General features: G+C 55.0%; 18 protein-coding genes and 1 tRNA gene. 8 read left to right on the forward strand and 11 right to left on the reverse strand.

Features of this window, described 5'->3' with window-relative positions:
* Positions 1-8 precede the first annotated feature (8 nt).
* Positions 9-1,103 (forward strand): metallophosphoesterase, encoded by a 1,095-nt coding sequence (locus IGQ16_RS04390; RefSeq protein ID WP_297041143.1) that lies wholly within the window; start codon positions 9-11, stop codon positions 1,101-1,103.
* A gap of 110 nt (positions 1,104-1,213) precedes the next feature.
* Positions 1,214-2,353: an AI-2E family transporter gene (locus tag IGQ16_RS04395; RefSeq protein WP_024124604.1), complete on the forward strand. Its 1,140-nt coding sequence runs from the start codon at positions 1,214-1,216 to the stop codon at positions 2,351-2,353.
* 1,252 nt (positions 2,354-3,605) lie between these two features.
* On the opposite strand, the gene apcD is transcribed toward IGQ16_RS04395, so the two are convergent.
* Positions 3,606-4,091 carry an allophycocyanin subunit alpha-B gene (apcD, locus tag IGQ16_RS04400; protein WP_024124606.1) on the reverse strand — a complete coding sequence of 162 codons (486 nt, stop codon included), beginning with the start codon at positions 4,089-4,091 and terminating at the stop codon, positions 3,606-3,608.
* A gap of 197 nt (positions 4,092-4,288) precedes the next feature.
* Here apcD and serS point away from each other — a divergent pair, with 197 nt between their 5' ends.
* The 3 genes from serS (at position 4,289) to IGQ16_RS04415 (ending at position 7,041) form a co-directional block, all read left to right on the forward strand.
* Positions 4,289-5,581, forward strand: a complete 1,293-nt coding sequence (serS, locus tag IGQ16_RS04405) for a serine--tRNA ligase (protein WP_024124607.1) — start codon at positions 4,289-4,291, stop codon at positions 5,579-5,581.
* Positions 5,578-6,921, forward strand: coding sequence for a UDP-N-acetylmuramoyl-tripeptide--D-alanyl-D-alanine ligase (murF, locus tag IGQ16_RS04410; RefSeq protein WP_297060386.1), 1,344 nt, complete (start codon positions 5,578-5,580; stop codon positions 6,919-6,921). Before serS ends, murF begins: the two co-directional genes overlap by 4 nt.
* 48 nt (positions 6,922-6,969) lie before the next feature.
* Positions 6,970-7,041: transfer RNA gene (locus IGQ16_RS04415), tRNA-Asn, on the forward strand.
* Position 7,042: 1 nt separating this feature from the next.
* Here the strand turns inward: IGQ16_RS04415 and IGQ16_RS04420 are convergent.
* From IGQ16_RS04420 to IGQ16_RS04460, 9 genes are all read right to left on the reverse strand, one after another.
* A complete protein-coding gene (locus tag IGQ16_RS04420) occupies positions 7,043-7,657 on the reverse strand; it encodes a hypothetical protein (protein ID WP_024124609.1) in 615 nt (204 codons plus the stop codon).
* 119 nt (positions 7,658-7,776) lie between these two features.
* Positions 7,777-8,685, reverse strand: coding sequence for a MoxR family ATPase (locus IGQ16_RS04425; RefSeq protein ID WP_024124610.1), 909 nt, complete (start codon positions 8,683-8,685; stop codon positions 7,777-7,779).
* On the reverse strand, positions 8,678-9,625 hold the full coding sequence (locus IGQ16_RS04430) for a bifunctional riboflavin kinase/FAD synthetase (RefSeq protein ID WP_024124611.1): 948 nt from the start codon (positions 9,623-9,625) through the stop codon (positions 8,678-8,680). Before IGQ16_RS04430 ends, IGQ16_RS04425 begins: the two co-directional genes overlap by 8 nt.
* 106 nt (positions 9,626-9,731) lie before the next feature.
* The gene (locus tag IGQ16_RS04435; protein ID WP_297060387.1) at positions 9,732-9,992 is read right to left on the reverse strand and encodes a 2Fe-2S iron-sulfur cluster-binding protein; all 261 of its coding nucleotides are present in this window, start codon (positions 9,990-9,992) and stop codon (positions 9,732-9,734) included.
* The gene (locus tag IGQ16_RS04440) at positions 9,989-10,984 is read right to left on the reverse strand and encodes an aspartate carbamoyltransferase catalytic subunit (protein WP_024124613.1); all 996 of its coding nucleotides are present in this window, start codon (positions 10,982-10,984) and stop codon (positions 9,989-9,991) included. The genes IGQ16_RS04435 and IGQ16_RS04440 overlap by 4 nt, the downstream gene beginning before the upstream one ends.
* Positions 10,981-11,499, reverse strand: a complete 519-nt coding sequence (locus IGQ16_RS04445; RefSeq protein WP_024124614.1) for a phosphoribosyltransferase — start codon at positions 11,497-11,499, stop codon at positions 10,981-10,983. Before IGQ16_RS04445 ends, IGQ16_RS04440 begins: the two co-directional genes overlap by 4 nt.
* A 5-nt stretch (positions 11,500-11,504) precedes the next feature.
* Complete coding sequence (locus IGQ16_RS04450) at positions 11,505-12,440, reverse strand: phytoene synthase (RefSeq protein WP_024124615.1); 936 nt, start codon at positions 12,438-12,440, stop codon at positions 11,505-11,507.
* Complete coding sequence (gene pds / locus IGQ16_RS04455) at positions 12,424-13,857, reverse strand: 15-cis-phytoene desaturase (protein ID WP_024124616.1); 1,434 nt, start codon at positions 13,855-13,857, stop codon at positions 12,424-12,426. Before pds ends, IGQ16_RS04450 begins: the two co-directional genes overlap by 17 nt.
* Before the next feature lie 98 nt (positions 13,858-13,955).
* Positions 13,956-14,591 carry a chorismate lyase gene (locus tag IGQ16_RS04460; RefSeq protein ID WP_024124617.1) on the reverse strand — a complete coding sequence of 212 codons (636 nt, stop codon included), beginning with the start codon at positions 14,589-14,591 and terminating at the stop codon, positions 13,956-13,958.
* A gap of 127 nt (positions 14,592-14,718) precedes the next feature.
* On the opposite strand from IGQ16_RS04460, the gene IGQ16_RS04465 reads away from it, so the two are divergent.
* The 3 genes from IGQ16_RS04465 (at position 14,719) to IGQ16_RS04475 (ending at position 18,032) form a co-directional block, all read left to right on the forward strand.
* On the forward strand, positions 14,719-15,375 hold the full coding sequence (locus IGQ16_RS04465) for a Mo-dependent nitrogenase C-terminal domain-containing protein (protein WP_297060389.1): 657 nt from the start codon (positions 14,719-14,721) through the stop codon (positions 15,373-15,375).
* A 19-nt stretch (positions 15,376-15,394) separates the two neighbouring features.
* Positions 15,395-16,717 carry a 30S ribosomal protein S12 methylthiotransferase RimO gene (gene rimO / locus IGQ16_RS04470; RefSeq protein ID WP_297040464.1) on the forward strand — a complete coding sequence of 441 codons (1,323 nt, stop codon included), beginning with the start codon at positions 15,395-15,397 and terminating at the stop codon, positions 16,715-16,717.
* Between the two features lie 76 nt (positions 16,718-16,793).
* Positions 16,794-18,032: a sensor histidine kinase KdpD gene (locus IGQ16_RS04475; protein ID WP_024124620.1), complete on the forward strand. Its 1,239-nt coding sequence runs from the start codon at positions 16,794-16,796 to the stop codon at positions 18,030-18,032.
* Here the strand turns inward: IGQ16_RS04475 and IGQ16_RS04480 are convergent.
* The gene (locus IGQ16_RS04480; protein ID WP_024124621.1) at positions 18,002-18,856 is read right to left on the reverse strand and encodes a DNA-formamidopyrimidine glycosylase; all 855 of its coding nucleotides are present in this window, start codon (positions 18,854-18,856) and stop codon (positions 18,002-18,004) included. The genes IGQ16_RS04475 and IGQ16_RS04480 overlap by 31 nt on opposite strands.

Consider the following 18,856-nt stretch of genomic DNA (forward strand, 5'->3'; position numbering starts at 1 on the left):
AAAGCGCAATGGCAGTGCGGCTTGGCATTATCAGTGATCCCCACATTGCCCTGCCGGAGACAATTCCGACAGATTACCCGCCTATTTTTCTTTATGAAATTAGTATCCCTGCCTTTGAAGCCGCCGTCACCCATCTCCTTGATCTCGGCATTGATGCCCTGCTGATTCCTGGCGACCTGACACGGGATGGCGAAGTGGCAAACCACCACTGGCTCAGTACCTATTTACAAACACTGTCGGTGCCCTGTTATGTGATTCCCGGAAACCACGATGTGCCTCTACCGCTAGGGGACAACAGCCGCATTGGCTGGGCTGACTTTCCCCAGTGGTATGCCCATGCGGGCTATGGCAACGCTGGCAAGCATTACTACCAAGCCCTACTTGCAGAAAATCTGCAACTGATTGCCCTCAACTCCAACCAATTCAGTCCAACAGGACAACAGCTGGGAGTCGTCGATCAAGGGCAGTTGGCATGGTTAGCGGCTCTATTGGCAGAACCCTTTGCCGGACTGCGCCTGGTCATGATTCACCACAATGTCCTTGAGCACTGGCCACAGCAGAGCCAAAGCCCGATGGGGCAGCGCTACCTCTTGGAGAATCGGGCAGAGCTATTGAACCTGTTGCGCTCGGCGGGGGTGGCGTTGGTCTTAACCGGACATCTCCATGTCCAAGACATTGCCTATGAGCAGGGGTTGTTTGACCTAACGACCGGTTCCCTCGTCAGCTATCCCCATCCCTATCGTCGTCTCATTTTGCAGGAACACCCCCAAGGGGGCTGGCAGGTGGCCGTGGAATCCTACCGCATTGAATCCCTGAAGGCCTATCCCACCTTGAGTGACCTCTCCCGCCAATGGATGCTGCAGCGCGGCGCGGGGTTTATGGTGCGCTTTCTGACATTGCCGCCCTTTAATTTATCGGAAACTGAGGCCAAGCCCCTCGCCCAAGCCCTATCCTCCCTCTGGCCAGACATTGCCCAAGGAGATACCCAAGTCATGCTACCGACTTTGCCGGAACCCTTGGCCGCCTACTTTGCTCAGTTTAACCACAGGCCACCAACGGAGCATCCCCAGCTCCGGGACAACAATACAGTCTTTGTGATTTAAGTCTTTGCGATTTAGCTGATGCAAATTCCCTTTGCTTTCCCTTTGCTTTGACGGCATTGTCCCAAAACCTGTTCTAATAGGGGGTTGAGGCAGGAATTGGATGCAAAGTAGTGACATTTGGTCAGTGGATTGGCTTGCTGGTACTGGGGATGTGTCTTTACATCCTCTGGGAAATTCGCCAAGTGTTACTCTTGGTCTTTTTGGCGGTAGTCTTGGCAACGGCCCTCAACTGGCTGCAACTGCGGCTCCAAGGCTGGGGACTGCAACGGGGGCGGGCGATCGCCATCAGTATTAGCTTGACTTTCCTGATCATCTTTGGCTTCTTTTGGATGATTATTCCTCCCTTTTTACAGGAAGCGCAGCAACTGGGTGTGTTGATTCCCAAGGGTCTAGAACGGGTGGAAGCATGGCTGGATGGCATGGCTCATCTCTTACCCAGTGGTGGCCTTGACGACACACCGATGATCAATCGACTGATCGCCCAATTGGAACCATTTCTCCAGCAAATCCTTAACAATTTCTTTGCTCTGTTTTCCAATACCCTGGCGGTCTTACTAAATACGCTGTTGGTCCTGGTGCTGACGGTGATGCTAGTGATTGATCCTCAGCCCTATCGCCGAGGGTTTATTCGCCTGTTTCCAGCATTTTACCGTTCTCGCATTGACACCATCCTCAGGGAAAGTGAACAGGCACTCTTGGCTTGGCTAGCAGGGACAGGCTTGAATATGGTGGTGATTGGCGTCGTCAGTGGCCTTGCGCTGGCTCTATTGGGAGTGCGGTTGGTCTTAGCCAATGCCTTCCTCGCAGGACTTCTAGAAGCTATTCCCAATATCGGCCCTGCCCTCAGTGTAATTCCGCCAATGATTATTGCGTTTATTGATGATCCATGGCAGTCGGTGGCTGTTCTCATTGCCTACATTCTGATTCAACAGTTGGAACAATACCTGCTGGTGCCCGTTGTCATGGCCAAACAGGTGGCTCTACTGCCTGCTGTGACGCTGGTGTCCCAAATTATTTTTGCTATCTTCTTTGGTTTTCTAGGCTTACTACTGGCACTGCCTCTAGTGATTGTGGGTCAGATTTGGTTTACGGAAATTGTGCTCAAGGACATTCTGGATCGCTGGCAGGCCAGCCCGCCACCTGAAGTGTCAAATCCACCAATTTTGCCCCTGCCCCCGGCGAGCCCACCTGCTCCCGCAAGTCCTGCCGCATCTGCTCCAATTTCTGAGGATGATTCAGTAGATCAATAATTTGTTGGGCAACGGTCTGCGGGTCAATGGGACCCACCAGCTCTGGGACAATTTCTCTGCCTGCCCAGATATTAGGCCACGCCTTGTAGCCGAGACCCTGTTTCACCAAGTCCCAATCTATCTCTGGCGATCGCCACAGCTGCCAAAATCGCCACCAGCCCAATCCCTTGGCAACAAGTGCCCAAAACACCAACGCTGTCCACTGCCGCCCGATCGCCGGCAAGCCCACCAGCAACCCAGCCAATCCATCCCAAGGGTGTGCCCGCTGTACCCGCAGTTGTTGTGCAGGCAACAGAACAATCATCGGCACATTCAAGGCAGCCAGTTCAGCAGTATTGGCGCCAACCGTCGTCACACAGAGAGCAACCTGCCGCAGCAGGGGATAGTTGGGTAACTGCTGCCAGAGATAGATCTTTGTACCCCTCGGCGTCTCCAGATAGGGCAGGCCTTCCCTTGGCTGGATCAGTGTGGCAGTTGTGCCCTCAACGTGCTTGAGTTCGGGGTTAAAGCGAGGATTGGCATAGCAACTGAGGGTGTTGAGCGTCAGGGTCGGTGCCACTGGAATCACACAGTGAATCGGGGGATAAGCAGCCGCTAAATGGTCGGCGATCGCCAAGGAAAGGGGAACCCCCAGCTTGAGCTTATTGGGCTTGGATCCTACCATCAACCCCACAAGGGGAGCATCTGGGGCAACGCCCAACTGTTGGCGGACATTGGGGAGAGAATCGAGGGCAAGGGCTTGCGCATCGGTCATCAGGTCCCCCACCACCGCCACCTTGGCCTTGGTGTTGCCCACGGCTAGAGGACGCCGCAGCCCAATGCCATCCACCCATCCTTGCCAGCGTGGCTGCCACTCGCAGTAGAGCACACAGCGATAGCCCAAGCGCTTGGCCAACAGTACCGCAAAGAGTTGATCTCCCCCCAAAAAGACCACAACCCCCTGGGGAAACCAATCCCAATTGCTGCGAGTGGTCTTTGTGCGTAGGAGGTGCCAAAATTCGGTGGCTGGCAGCACCCGAGCTACCCCTGGATAGCGGCGAGCAATCTCTGCTTCCTGACCACTTGCATGGGGACAGGGAACCATCACCACTGAAACCCGCCACCCCTGTTTGACCTGTTGCTGCAGCGTTGTTACAAAAGGGTAGACCCAAGTGGCCAGTTCACCGGGACCATTGCTGACAACCACAATTTCAAGGGGAGATGTCATAGGTTCTCTTCCCCTTGAAGGAAGAATTGACTGCCGCCCGTCGCCCTAGGACATTTCCTGAATAATGTAGTCAAAGTAGGGTGCCGCCACTTCAGCATCTTCAGTGCTCAAGAGGGCCAAGGAGGCGTCCTTGAGGCAACGTATGGCTTCTGCCATCCCTGTCATCGGCACACCAAGGGAGTTGTACATTTCCCGTACCCCAATAATACCCGTGCGCTCAATGGGGTCTTTGTCACCGGCGAGGATGCCATAGGTAATCAGGCGCATATACCAGCTATAGTCCCGCAGACACAGGGCACGCTGTTTCTGGCCGTAGGCGTTGCCCCCCGGTGAGATAAAGTCAGGCCGCTTCTGCCACAGTTGCTTGCTGGCTTGCTCTACAATCCGTTTCTCATTTTCGGCCAGGGTTGTGGCAATGCGGAGGCGTTGCTCACCCGTTTGGAAAAAGTCACTAATCGTCTGGAGTTCGCCCGTGGTGGGGTAGCGCAATTCATCGTCCGCTTTAAGAAGAACCTGACTAATGACACTCATATTGCTAACACCGCTTAATACATCCCTCATTTTAGAGGACGGCGACCCCTTGTTGACACCACCAATGATCAAAATCTCAACGGTTGGTAGGAGGAATTTAGTCATCTCGATAGTCAACAACAGTAAGACAGCTCCCTAGAGTCAATTTCCCCCTTGGTGATAGGATCAATGCGGTTTGCGCTGGTTTTCGTCCACCTGTGATTGATCTAAAACAACTGCGAGAAAATCCCCAAGCCTTTGGCGATCGCCTGCGGCGGCGCGGCGGTGACTTTGACCTCGACCGCATTTTAGAATTGGATGCGCAGCAGCGACAGCTTGAACAACAGCGATCGCAACTCCAAGCCCGCAGTAATGAGATTGGTGCCCTCGTCGGCAAAAAGATCAAGTCCGGCGTTGCCCCCACTGACCCCGAAATTCAAGCCCTCAAAGCCGAGGCCAACGATCTCAAGCAAAAACTCAGTGATCTGGAGCCCCAGGAACGGCAGTTGAAAGAGGAGCTAGAGAGCCTGCTGCTGACGATTCCCAACCCCCCCAGTGAGACCACCCCCATTGGCCGTGATGAAACTGACAACGTTGAGGTGCGGCGGTGGGGGGAGGAGTATAAACCCACCTACCCTTGCCAGCCCCACTGGGACATTGGGACTCAATTGGGACTCTGGGATGTGGAGCGATCGGTCAAAGTAGCTCAGAGTCGTTTTGTTACCCTATTAGGCATGGGGGCTGCCCTTGAGCGGGCCTTGATCCAATTCATGCTCGATAGCCACCGCGAACGCGGCTATGTGGAAGTCTTGCCGCCTTTGCTGGTCAATAGTGCCTCGCTGACGGGAACAGGGCAGTTACCGAAGTTTGCTGAGGAGAGTTTTCGCTGTGCCGATGACGATCTCTGGCTAATTCCGACAGCGGAAGTACCCGTGACGAATCTCTACCGTGATGAAATTTTAGCCGCCGATCAACTCCCCATTTACCACTGTGCCTATACCCCCTGTTTTCGCCGCGAAGCAGGCAGCTACGGCAAAGATACCCGCGGTCTGATTCGACTGCACCAATTTAACAAAGTGGAGTTGGTCAAGTTTGTTCACCCGGAAACCTCTGCCGCTGAACATGAAGCCCTGGTGGCGGATGCCGAGTCCATTCTCCAAGCCCTGAAGCTGCCCTATCGAGTGATTGAACTGTGTACTGGGGATTTGGGGTTTGGTGCTATGAAGTGCTACGACCTGGAGGTGTGGCTCCCCGCTGCGGGTTGCTACCGTGAAATTTCCAGTTGCTCTAACTTTGGCGATTTTCAGGCGCGGCGTGCCAAGATTCGCTTCAAAGGGGCTAAGCAAAAGGGAACGCAGTTTGTCCACACTCTCAATGGCTCTGGCCTAGCTGTTGGGCGAACCATGGCGGCCATTCTCGAAAACTACCAACAACCCGATGGAACGGTGCGGGTACCGGAGGTGCTGCAACCTTATCTGAAGTGCAGCCACATTGGCGGGGCAACATCGTGAAGACCACCCTAGGGGCGATCGCCCAAGCTTTGGGGTTAGACACGACTCATCCAAATCTGCCCATCACAGGAATTTGCACCGACTCTCGCCAAGTCGCCGCTGGCAACCTGTTTGTCGCCCTGCGGGGGGCAACCTTTGATGGCCATCAATTTGTCGATCAGGCAGCTGCCGCTGGAGCGATCGCCCTGATGGTCGAAGCACCGCTGTCTGCTCCGCTTCCCCAACTTCAGGTGGCCAATACCCTGAGTGCCTATCAGCGCTTGGGACAGTGGTGGCGGCAGCAATGTCCAGCCAAAGTTATTGCCGTCACTGGCTCCGTGGGCAAAACCACCACCAAGGAAATGATTGCTGCTGTCCTCCGTCACTATGGCACGGTCCTCAAGACCGAAGCCAACTTCAACAACGAGATTGGCGTGCCCAAAACACTTTTACAACTGGAACCCCACCACCAATTTGCAGTGATTGAAATGGGGATGCGTGCTCGCGGTGAAATTGCCCTGTTGAGCCAGATTGCCCAACCGGATGTTGCGGTGATTACCAACGTTGGCACTGCCCATATTGGCCGCCTTGGTTCGCGGGAAGCCATTGCCCAAGCCAAATGCGAACTTCTTGCGGAAATGCCCCCAGGGGGAACAGCGGTGCTCAATGCCGATAGTCCCCTACTTTTGCCGACAGCGGTGCAGGTCTGGTCAGGGCGCACTATCACCTATGGCCTTGAGGGGGGCACCCTACGGGGAATCTACCAACCGCCCCAAACCCTCCATGTGGGTGGACGCACCTACACCGTCCCCCTTGCGGGGGCACACCATGCCCTGAACTTTCTGGCTGCCCTTGGGGTGCTGCAAGCCTTGGACATCGAGGGCGATCGCCTGCCTTCACAGTTGACGCTAGAATTGCCCGGTGGTCGCGGTGGTCGCTATCGCCTCGAACCAGATATTCTGCTTTTAGATGAAACCTACAATGCGGGCCTGGAATCCATGGTGGCGGCTTTGCACCTGTTGCGATCGCTCCCCGGTCAGCGACATCTGGCGGTTCTTGGCCCGATGCGGGAATTAGGCGCCTTTTCTCTCTCCTTCCATGAGCAGGTGGGGGCAACTGTTGCCCAATTGGACCTCGATGGCCTCTTAATCCTCGATCAAGGTGACGAAGGGGCAGCCCTTGCGCAGGGAGCAGGGCGGATTCCCACTCAACAATTTGGTTCCCATGAAGAATTGGTGGAGTACCTATTGCGGGAGTTACAAGCAGGCGATCGCCTCCTCTTTAAGGCCTCCCATGCCGTTGCCCTTGATCGAGTGGTCACTGAACTGCGGCAGCGCTGGCCAAAACTGCAGTCGGGTTGAGACTTGCCAACAGCGGTGAACTACGCTACATTAGAAAATTGCTGATATTCCTCAGTAGCTCAGCGGTAGAGCGGTCGGCTGTTAACCGATTGGTCGCTGGTTCGAATCCAGCCTGGGGAGTTTAGTAACTTGAGCCGCGATAGCGCCGGCGAGGCTGGCCGTTATCTTCACTCTTTGGTGCCGGAGCTGTGTCGGCAACGGTGCGAATGCCGCGATATTGGGTATTGGGTGGAGCAGCCAGAGGCAGGGGCGCGGGTACTGACGGGGTTGGGACTGGTGTCGGTGCTGTTAAGCAACTGAGGCTTTGCATTAGGGCATCCTGCTGAATTGGTAGGGCATCGAGGATCTCTAACACTCGAGTTAGATGGGAAACAGCTGTAGCAATGAGACTCGACTCTTCGATACGGGGCAAGAGATCCACAGCCCCCATACGCAAGGCCCAGCGCCGTTCTACTGCACTAATTTGGCGATCCTGACCCGCTGTAATGACCACAGGCATCCCCGGAAAACGAGACTGTGCCACCTGACAAAAGCGGTAGGGATTGGTGACCGTCATCCCCATATCCAACAGGAGCAATTGGGGCAATGCTAAGCCAGCCGCTTCCATCTCCTCTAGCAAAGTAAGAACGTCAGCATCAAGGTTTTCCCAAATGACAGTAATGCTTTGACTGCTGAGGATGTTGTGCCAAATTTCTCCCTGCCGTTGGAGGGCTTGTATCATGAATATCGTTGTCATAAATGCTTAAATCCTTCGACGGTTGCGAGGGCAATCGCAATGTTAAAAAGACTTAAACACTACAATGACAGGTTGGCGATTGCAGAGATGTTCATAGAGAACAGTCGCACCAACTCTCCCTAGGGAACCGCTACCGTTTCCAACAATTCTGCCACACAGGCACGGCCTGAGCGCCCGGCGGCTGTAATCAAACGATGAGCCAAGACGTGGGGAGCCAATTGCTTCACATCATCGGGGAGGACATAGTCACGGCCATTCAGGAAAGCCAAGGCCTGAGCGGTGCGCTGCAGCATCACCGTACCGCGAGGACTGACCCCCAAGGTAATGCAATCACTTTCGCGGCTCGCCCGCACAAGGGCAAGAATGTACTTTTGCAAGACTGAATCTACCCGCACCTGTAGCACCTGCTGCCGCAACTGTTGAATCGCCGCCAAGCTCAGGCACGGTTCCAGTTGATTGACATCTAAGCCCCCCTGCACCCGTTGCAGCATTTGTAGCTCCTCTTCCTCGGTGGGGTAGCCCAAACTAAAACAGAGGGCAAAACGATCCAACTGCGCCTCCGGCAGTGGAAATGTGCCTTGGTACTCCACCGGGTTTTGGGTGGCAATGACGAAAAAAGGCTGAGGCAGGGGGTAGGTGACACCATCAATGGTGACCTGGTACTCTTCCATGACCTCTAGAAGTGCTGATTGGGTCCGCGGCGTAGCACGGTTAATTTCATCCGCCAGCAGGATATTGCAGAACACAGGACCTGGGCGAAACTCAAACTCCGCTGTTTTGGGATTCCAGATATTAGTGCCCGATAAGTCGGTGGGCAGGAGATCGGGGGTGGCTTGGATGCGCTGAAAGGTGCCCGCCAGCGATCGCGCCAGGGCTTTAGCTAAGAGGGTTTTTCCCACCCCTGGTACATCCTCCAGCAAGACGTGTCCCCCCGCCAGCAATCCCACCAACAGCAGTTCAATGGCCGCTTCTTTGCCCACCATGACTTGTCCAAGGTTATTCACCAGTCGCTGTAGGGGTTCACGCATAGGAGACTACTCGTTCTAAGAGATCAGCCGCTACTTGGCAATCGGCAGCAATTTGCGCTTGTAGGGCAGCCAAACTGGAAAATCTGAGCTCAGGACGAATAAATGCCTCCAGGTGGAGCGTGATCTCTTGGTTGTAGAGATTTCCCTGCCAGTGCAGTAGGTGCACTTCCGTCCTGACCTCCTGCCCCCTCACTGTGGGTCGCACGCCGATATTCACGACCCCCACCTGCTCCCTGGGGAGAGCTGCCCCGCTGACACGGCAGGCATAGACACCGTAGCGAGGCAATAATTTTTCGGGAGGGAGGGCTAAATTGGCCGTAGGAAATCCCAACTGGCGGCCCAACTGTTCCCCTTGAGTTACCGTGCCTGTTAAGGTATAGGCGCGTCCCAACAGCTCCCGTGCCAAAGCCACATCTCCCGCGGCCAGGGCGGCTCGTACTGCTGAACTACTGACGCGATCGCTCCCCCAACAAAAGGGGGGCACAATATGCACCGCAATGCCAAAGGCAGCACAGAGGGTGCGCAAATCTTCCGCTGTCCCCGATCGCCCCCGGCCAAAGCCAAAATTAAAACCAACACTCAACACCTTGGCCTGCAACTGCTGTACCAAAATCTGCTCAACAAACTCTAAAGGCGAGAGTTGGGCCAGGGCCTGGGTAAAAGGCAGCACAATCACCTGTTCAATACCATACTGGTTCAAAAGGGCCCGTTTTTCGGCCTCTGGGGTCAGCAGCAATCGCTGTTCTCCCGTAAAAAATGCTTGGGGATGGGGCGAAAACGTAATCACTGAAGGGCAACAGTCGGCAGGCGCTGCCTCAAGGAGAGTACGGATAACCTCTTGATGCCCTCGATGGACACCGTCAAAGTTGCCCAGGGCGATCGCCGTTGGAGTTTGCAAGGGTAGGGCACTCTTAAATTGACACAGAAAACATTTTGACACATCGCACCCAAGTGCAACACGCCAGAAAACCGCCATTGGAATTTTCTATTCACTTCATAGAATAGATTCCCATTTGGTCTTGACCACTGTCGAAGCTTGCCTTGCCTCACCAGGTGGGATCCCGAAAAACATAAGCCGTAATGTGGGGGCAGTCGTCTAAAGTGGCGGGGGCGCGATCGCCCGCAATCGTGGAGATACAGGCGCGAATTTCCGCGCCGTCCTCCAGTTCAAGGGTACAGGCACCGCAACTGCCCATGCGACAACCCGTGGGAATCTCTACCCCCGCGCGTGCTGCCACGCTCAGCCAACCTTCACCCGCTGCCGCTTCCACAGACACCTGATCCGGCAGAAACGTTACTCTAATCATGGCTTGACTCCGTGGTACGTTCCCATCAAATACAGTAATGCCATCCGCACTGCCACCCCACTGGCTACCTGCTGATTCACTAAGCTGAACTGGGGATCATCCAGTAAGGCCGAACTCAATTCCACACCGCGATTCACCGGTCCCGGATGCAATACTCGCACATCGGGTCGGCACAGGCGCAGCCGCTCATGGGTAATGCCAAAGTGTTGATGGTATTCCCGCAAACTGGGAATTAAGTGCTGATCCATGCGTTCCTGTTGCAGGCGCAGGGTCATGACAATATCGGCATCGGTTAGGGCGGGTTCCAGCGTCCAGTGGAGGGTTGCCCCATAGTCTGCAAATTCTGGCGGCAAAAGGGTGGGCGGCCCTGCCAAGTGAACATCGGCCCCAGCGGTCTTGAGGCTATAGAGGTTCGATCGCGCCACGCGGGAATGACGAATATCGCCAACAATGGCAATTTTTTTTCCCTGCAACAGGGCACAGCGGGGCTGACGCGGATCGTAGAGTTGGCAGAGGGTAAACAGATCAAGGAGCGCTTGGGAGGGATGCTCGTGCAAGCCATCGCCGGCATTGAGAACCGCCACTTGGCCGCCCAGGCGATCCATTTCCGCAGCAATCGTATGGGGTACGCCCGACTGCTGATGGCGAATCACCATGAATTCTGCCCCCATCGCCCACAGGGTCTTAGCGGTATCCAGGATGGTTTCCCCTTTGTTGAGGGCTGAGGTGCCAGGAGAAAAGTTGAGAATATCGGCAGAAAGACGTTTGGCCGCCAGTTCAAAGCTATTGCGAGTGCGCGTCGAGCTTTCAAAGAAGAGATTGGCCACAACCCGCGCTTGGAGGGTGGGGACTTTTTTGGTGCGACGATTCAGGACTTCCTGAAAGCTCAGTGCTGTTTGCAAAACAATATCCAGCTCCGCCAGTGTAAAGTCTTGGAGGGAGAGGACGTGGCGACGCTGCCATTGCAGAGGTGGAGGGAGGGTAGGCGTCATGGACAGGAGGTTAGCGTTTGAGCAAGATCAGCGGCTGTCAGGTGTTCGTAGCGTTCAAAGGGTTGATGGATCCAAGGATTTTCGGGCAGGTAATGAACGTAGTAGTCCGGACGAATGCAAGAGGCCGCTTTGTACCAGAGGACAGCGGTGCGCACTTCCTCCACTGCAAAACCATATTTAACCTCCAGCCAGCGCCGGCTTTTTTGCAATGAAAGACCAGAGTCCACCAAATCATCCACCAAAAGGACATGGCTGCCCAGGGTAGCGGTGGTCATCGTTAAGTCCTGCGCAAAGGTAAGGCGACCCCGCTCTTGATTATTGACACCGCCATAGGAGGACACTGCCAGAATTGCCAGGGGTTGATTAAAGAGGCGGCTGAGAATGTCCCCCACCCGCAGGCCGCCCCTAGCCAGGCAGAGAATTTGATTGAACTGCCATCCTGATTCATAGATGGCGATCGCCAACCGTTCAATTGTACGATGATACTCTTCCCAATCTACGTACAAATCTGCCATGGTACCTAGAAGCTGGCCTTGAACCAAGAAATGGGAATAGAAAGCAGCTTGCGCCAGTCAGAAACAAAGGCGCGCCGATTAAAGACATCGTAATCGTTAGCTTCGATGACATCAAGAATCTGGCGATAGAGCATCAGCGCTGACCACACGGGCCAACGGGCATCCCGCTCGAGGTAGGCAACCCCCACTTCTGCTTCTCGATAAAATTGCCGTGCCCGCTGAATTTGAAAGCGCATTAGTGCCCGCCAGCGATCGTCAATGACTCCGCGCTGTAGGTCTTCTTCGGTGTAGTCAAAGGCAGCCAAGTCCTCTAGGGGCAGATAGATACGCCCCCGCCGCATATCTTCGCCCACATCCCGCAGGATATTAGTGAGTTGATTGGCAATGCCAAGGGCAATGGCCTGATCCTTGAGGGTACCTTTGGCCCGATAGGGATCCACCCAAGGGGCACAGAGGCGATCGCTATAGGGGTCTCCCCCCATCACCCCAAGGGACATTAAGCCAACGGTACCAGCCACGCGATAGCAGTAGAGTTCTAACTCAGCAAAGGTTTCATAGCGACTGCGGTGCAAGTCCATCCGCTGCCCAGCAATCATGTCCCGAAAGGGTTGGATGTCGAGGGGATAGTGCTCCAGGGTTGCCGTCAAGGCCAAGTCCATACCATCGTGGGGGCGACCGGCAAAAATGTCTTCAAGGCGGGCTTCCCATTCATCGAGGGTGGCAATTGTTGTCGTTGCTGCTTGCGGGCCATCCACCAGTTCATCGGTGCGTCGACACCAAACGTAAATCGCCCAAATGGCCCGGCGCTTGGCCAGGGGCATCAACAGTGTGCCGAGGTAAAACGTCTTGGCGTAGGTGGCAGTGACCTGACGACACAACTCGTAGGCTTCGTCGAGGGAAATCAGGGGAGGGACGTACTCGGCTCTAGGCAGTTGCAGCATTGGCGACAGTCTGAGTAGAGGGTTGGGGGGGCTGTGGGGCGTTGCTCTCTGCAAGCCGCTTCGCGATCGCCTGCGCTGTCAGCTTACCAGAAAGCACGGCACCTTCCATACTCCCTAGGTAGGGCTGCAGGGTGTAGCTCCCCGATAGGAAGAAGTTAGGAATGGGCGTGGCCTGATCCGGGCGAAAGGCTTGGCGGCCGGGGGTGGCTTTATAGACTGAGCGGGGGGTTTTTACCACCGCTGTTTTCAGCACTTTAGCAGGTTCCGGTAGGTGATTGGGGAAGAGCTTGGCCAGTTCCGCAAGGGTTGCCTCAATAATGTCCTCATCACTACGACCAATCCACTCCGCGGCAGGCGCCAATACCAGCTCTAGCATTGACTTGGCGGGATCGGCATAGCCCTTGCAGGTTTCGCTCATATCGGCATAAACACTCAGCAGAGGCGATCGCGAGAAGAGCAGGTGATCCACCGTAGGCAATTTGCGATCAAACCAGATTTGGACGTTAATCACAGGGACGCCTTCGAGGCCATTCAGCTTCTGGAAGAAAGGCAGGTCTTGCCACGGCTTCGGCAGCAACAGTTTAATCGCATCCACAGACATTGCCGACACGTAGGCATCGGCAGTCACTTCAAAGCGCTGTTGTCCCTCGCGATCGGCCATCACAAAACTCTGCACTGAAAGGTCCTCCTTGAGAACAATTTCCCGCAGGGCAACATTGGTATGGACTTCACCCCCCCGCGCTGTCACGTAATCCACAATGGGCTGACACAGCCGTTCTGGGGGTGCCCCATCCAAGAAAGCAATTTTTGAGCCATAGCGCTCCCGCAGGAAGCGGTTCATCGCCGTCAGGGGAATCGTGGCCGAGACTTCATCGGGGTTCAGGAAGGTGAGTGCCTTGGAAGCCGCAATAAAAATGTCGGAGTTTACCCGCTCATCGATCCCTTGGCGTTGTAGCCACTCTAGAAGGGTGTACTGATCCATTGCCTCGACGTATTTTTGGCCGCGCACAATCGCTGGCCACAGCCCCAAGGCAAAGCGGCACTTCTGCTCCCACGTCAGCATATCGTTGTTGCGCAAAATGGAGAGCAGCACATTAAAGGGGGCAGGAATATCCGGGACATCAAACCACGAGAGGACCCCTGGCTTTTCCGGTTGGTTAAAAATCAGGGCATGGCGTTTCCATTGTAGGCGATCGCTAATCCCCAATTCCTCTAGGAGTTGCAGCATATTGGGGTAGGCGCCAAAAAAGGCGTGCAAGCCTGTTTCCACCCAATCGCCATCGGCATCCTGCCATGCCGCCACCAAGCCCCCAAGAACATTGGCACGCTCAAACACAATCGGGGTGTGTCCTGCATCCACTAGATACTTGGCACAGGCTAAGCCCGCTAAGCCACCGCCGGCAATTGCAACTCGCATGAATAACGCTACCCTAACTGACGAAGATGAACCCAGTCCCTTAGGGGGACAAAAATCTTTTCATATTATATTTACAAAACGTTACGGAAACACCCGCCTTAGGCTAATGTTGGGTCTGCATTTGCCCAATAGGCTGCACTTCCCATCGGGCCAAGGTAACGGCAGAGGTAGGGAGAAAAGACTTCATAGATGAGGGTAATGGGACGGCGATCGTGCCAAAAGAGGTAATGGCGTCCCCAAAAGGGTCCTGCTTCCCCAAAGGCTGCCGCCAACGTTTCAGAGTGGCCTAGATACACCGCCTGAATGTCCCGATAAAGCTCCACCTTGCGCTGGGCGAGGTTTGTCCAAATGGGCATGGCACGGTTTTGCAAATACTCATCCACATGGGCGGCTTCCCACCAGGAGGTGGCATAGGCCAAGCGTTGACCCGACGCTGTGCGTAGCCACACTTGACGCCGGAGCCGTGGGCCGGGAATTAGTTGCAGTTGCGCGGGGGCGCGATCGCTGGCATGGCCAATGGCCGACATATCAATCACATCCACTTCCGTGGTTTCGCCAGTCAGCAGTTGCAAGTGGCGAGTGGGGGAGCCATCCCCCAGAATCAGGATTTGCCACGCCGGCGCTAAAAGATCATGGGGCAGTCCTTGGGCGATCGCCGCCGCATCCCCCTGCCAAATGGGATCAAGGGCATACCAAGGGGTTGAGCAGGTGGAGGGCAACAGCGAAACAGTCAAGGCCGTGACACAGTGCTTAACAAAACTTCGTCAATTGTAGCAAGGATTTTCTCTGTGGCTGAGGGTGGCACGGAAGGCCAAGACCTAGAGTACAGTCGTAGTGAGCAGCACTCTTGGGGTAACCTCTATGGCAACCACCGCAGCATCTACCCTTGAACTCACACCGGAACAAACGGCCATTTGGATCAAGGGGCTTTTGAGCGTTGCCTGTGCCGATGGTCATTTTGATCCGGAAGAGAAGCAACTGATTGCAAGCCTGATTCAAGAGGAAATTGCTCCGGAAATTGACACTGATCACTTTGCCCCCGTCACCGACGCAGAACTGGTGGCAGCCTTTGGGGGCGATCGCGCCCTTGCCGAAAATTTTGTGCGTACCGCCGTGATGGTGGCGCTTGCCAATGGCATTTACTCCCAATCAGAGGATGCCGAACTGCAACGCTTCTGCAGCGCCTTAGGACTAGAAATTGATGCCCTAGAGTCCCTAAAACATACCCTTGATGGTCAGCACGGGAGCAATGAACAAACCCTGCGCCTGTTGGATCCCGTGCGCCATTGGCTGGATGGGTTAGAGGTCAAAGATGCCAAGGTCGCTCGCTTTCTCTGCCGCCTGATTCCCCCCCAATGCCCCTTTGAGCGCGACATTACCCTCTTTGGTCGCAAGATTGTCCATATTCCCCCCCTCTGTAAACTCAATCCCCTTTATGATCAGTTAGTGGGGCTGCGCTTCCGCGCGCTCACCTATTTAGCGGATGAGTGCGGCGAAGACATTACCCCCTACTGTTAGATGGTGCTGACCTGTTTAGATGCCAAACCCAACAAAACCGAAAATTGCCTTTGCCCACCTTGGCTGTGATAAGAACCGCGTGGATACGGAGCACATGATTGGTCTGCTGGCCGCAGCGGGCTATGGGGTGGGTACCGATGAAACCGAAGCCGACTACGTCATTGTCAACACCTGTAGCTTTATTCAAGCCGCCCGCGAAGAGTCGGTGCGCACCCTAGTAGAGCTGGCGGAGGCCAATAAAAAAATTGTAATCACAGGCTGCTTAGCCCAGCATTTTCAAGGGGAACTATTGGCAGAGCTGCCTGAGGCGGTGGCCGTTGTCGGCAGTGGCGACTACCAGCACATTGTGGAGGTGATTGAGCGGGTAGAAACGGGTGAGCGAGTACAGCAAATTAGTGCGGTGCCCACCTACATTGCCGATGAAACCGTTCCCCGCTACCGCACCACGCCGGCGCCTGTGGCCTATCTGCGGATTGCTGAGGGCTGTGACTATCGTTGTGCCTTTTGTATCATTCCCCATCTGCGGGGCAACCAGCGATCGCGCTCCATTGAGTCCATTGTTAGCGAAGCTCACCAGTTAGCGGCTGAGGGGGTCCAAGAAATTATCATTGTTTCCCAGATTACGACAAATTACGGCCTGGATCGTTATGGCCAACCCCAACTGGCGACTCTGATTCGCGCCCTCGGCGAAGTGGATGTGCCGTGGATTCGCTTGCACTATGCTTATCCCACTGGGCTAACCCCTGAGGTGATTGCAGCAATGCAAGAAACCCCCAACATCTTGCCCTATTTGGATTTGCCATTGCAACATTCCCATCCCGAGGTCCTACGGGCGATGAATCGGCCTTGGCAAGCAGGGGTTAACGATCGCCTGATTGAACGGCTGCGGCAGGAATTACCGGAAGCAGTGATGCGGACGACCTTTATTGTGGGCTTTCCCGGTGAAACCGAGAGCCAGTTTGAGCATCTCTGCCAGTTTGTGCAGCGGCATGAATTTGACCATGTGGGGGTGTTTACCTACTCCGCCGAGGAGGGGACTACTGCCTATGATCTGCCGGATCAGATTCCCGAGGAGATCAAACTGGCGCGGCGCGATCGCCTCATGGCACTGCAACAACCCATTGCCCAGCGCAAAAATGCCGCTGAAGTGGGTAAAACCGTGCCAGTGCTCATTGAGCAGGAAAACCCGCAAACGGGGGAATTCATTGGGCGATCGCCCCGATTTGCCCCGGATGTGGATGGGGTTGTCTATGTCAAGGGAGCCGCTACCCTAGGCACGATTGTCCCCGTAGAAATTACTGCTGCTGATATTTACGATCTGTACGGCATCATCCCCGCCTAAGTTCGGTTTTAACCCTAGGCGAATCGGAAACGTTGGGGCTATGGTCAAGGCAGTTGGGGACGTTGCATGGGCTGCTATGGGGCGCTCGCATTCCACCATTGATCGTTATGATACCCGTGCCAGCGATCGCTTTTGGCAGTGGCAAGCGGGGGTTGCTGCCTTAGAAAAATTATTGGCAGTGATACATCCCATTGAGGGCTTTTTAGTTTCTTTCCCCAGCCTTATTCTTCAAGACTGTCCCTTAAAAACCTATGTCCTCATTCCCCAGGGGCGATCGCTTCCCTCCTTGCCGCCGTCAGAGGCCAATTCTGCTCTACCGGCAATGACCCTTTTGCCCCTAGTTCAGGGGGGGATGAGTCCCTTTTGCTTGCTTCTAAGTCCAGAGGTGAATCTTTTGCTGGTTTATCAAAGGGAGCAAGGACTGCACTTTTCCTTTGCCCCTGAGGAAATTCATGCTTTTTGGCAGCAGTTGCGGCAGCAACTTCCCTTAAGCGATCTCCACGCCATTGATCAGTGGTTTGCCAGCGTGGAGATGGTACCCCCGAGCTATCGCTTGGTGAGTCAATTTGGTCAATGGCTGCTGGACTATAGTCAACCGGAGACCACGCCCCTGCCTGTAACTTCTATCCCCATGGCCCCTGACATTCCGCTGCTCCAAGCCCTCTCCCACGAGGTGCGTACCCCCCTCACCACCATTAATACCCTTATCCAATTGCTACAACGGCAAGAGAATCTCCCTCAGCGCACATACCAGTATCTGCAAAAGATTGGTCAAGAGATTCAAGATCAAATCAGCCGCTTTAATCTCCTGAGTGATGCTGCTGAAATCTTCACCAGTCCTAACCCCAAACCCCGCCTTGCTTTTGGGCAGACCCACTTGGCGGAACTCTTGACAACCAACTTGGCTCGCTGGCAAAAACAGGCGGCGCGGCGTCAGGTCAAATTAGTGCTAGATTATCCGCCCAACTTACCCGTTGTCCTCAGTGATCCAGCCTCCTTAGACCAGGTCTTGACTGGGTTAGTGGAATACTATAGCCAAACCCTTGCCTCGGAGAGTGAACTGCAATTGGTGGTGCAGCGGGCAGGACAGCACGTGAAGCTAGAATTACGATCGCCCCAGTACAAGCACCGCAGTGATCTTGCTGCCTTGGGGCACCTCCTCCTCTGGCATCCGGCGACCGGACAAGTGAGTCTGAACTTTCAGGCGGCAAAACTCCTCATTGAAGCAGTTGGCGCTAAGGTGATTCAACGGCGCGATCGCCAAGCGGGAGAAATTCTCACCCTTTACTTGCCCATTGCCGAAAACAGTGGCTGACACTGGGGACAATAGTGACTGGAGCGCCCTGCCAAGCGCAGCCGTTCAATGGTTGTGCCACAGACGCGGCAGGCCTCCCCTTTGCGACCATAAACCCATGCTTGAGCCCCATAGCGACCATTCACCCCCGCCGGCGTGACAAAGCTACGAATTGTCGTGCCCGCCGCTGCAATTCCTGCCCTCAGCACTTGGCGAATGACCTGGTGGAGGCGAACAATCTGCTCAATGGTTAGGGTATTGGTGGGTAGGGCGGGGTGCAGACCACTCAAAAAAAGACTCTCATCGGCATAGATATTGCCCATGCCCGCAACAATAGTTTGATCCAAGAGCGCCGTTTTAATAGAGCGACGACACTGAGCCAGCCGGGCCGCCAAGAATGCCACTGTAAAAGCCTCACTCAGGGGTTCCGGTGCCAAGGTGGCCAGCGCGGGAATTGCTTTCTCTGGGCGGCAGTGTGCAGGAACCCACCAACAGCGACCAAAAGTTCGTTGATCCACAAAGCGGAGTTCTGCCGTCGTTGGGAAAAACCAGCGCACACGCGTATGGGGACAGGGGGGCTGGGGAGTGGTTAGCCACAACAACTGGCCACTCATGCGCAGATGAATCACGAGGCGACTGCCGTCATCTAGGTTGGCCAAAAGGTACTTGCCCCGTCGTTGCCACTGTTCAATGGCGCGATCGCGCAAGCGATCGATGAACGCTTGCGGCTGTTTGGGAAGGGCAATAGAACGGGCTAGAAGTACGTTAACCTCAACAATAGGTTGTTCAAGGGTGACGACTTCTAGCCCACGACGTACTGTTTCAACTTCTGGTAATTCCGGCAC

It is taken from the genome of Thermosynechococcus sp. M3746_W2019_013, assembly GCF_015296045.1.
In the GTDB taxonomy this organism is placed as follows: Bacteria; Cyanobacteriota; Cyanobacteriia; order Thermosynechococcales; family Thermosynechococcaceae; genus Thermosynechococcus.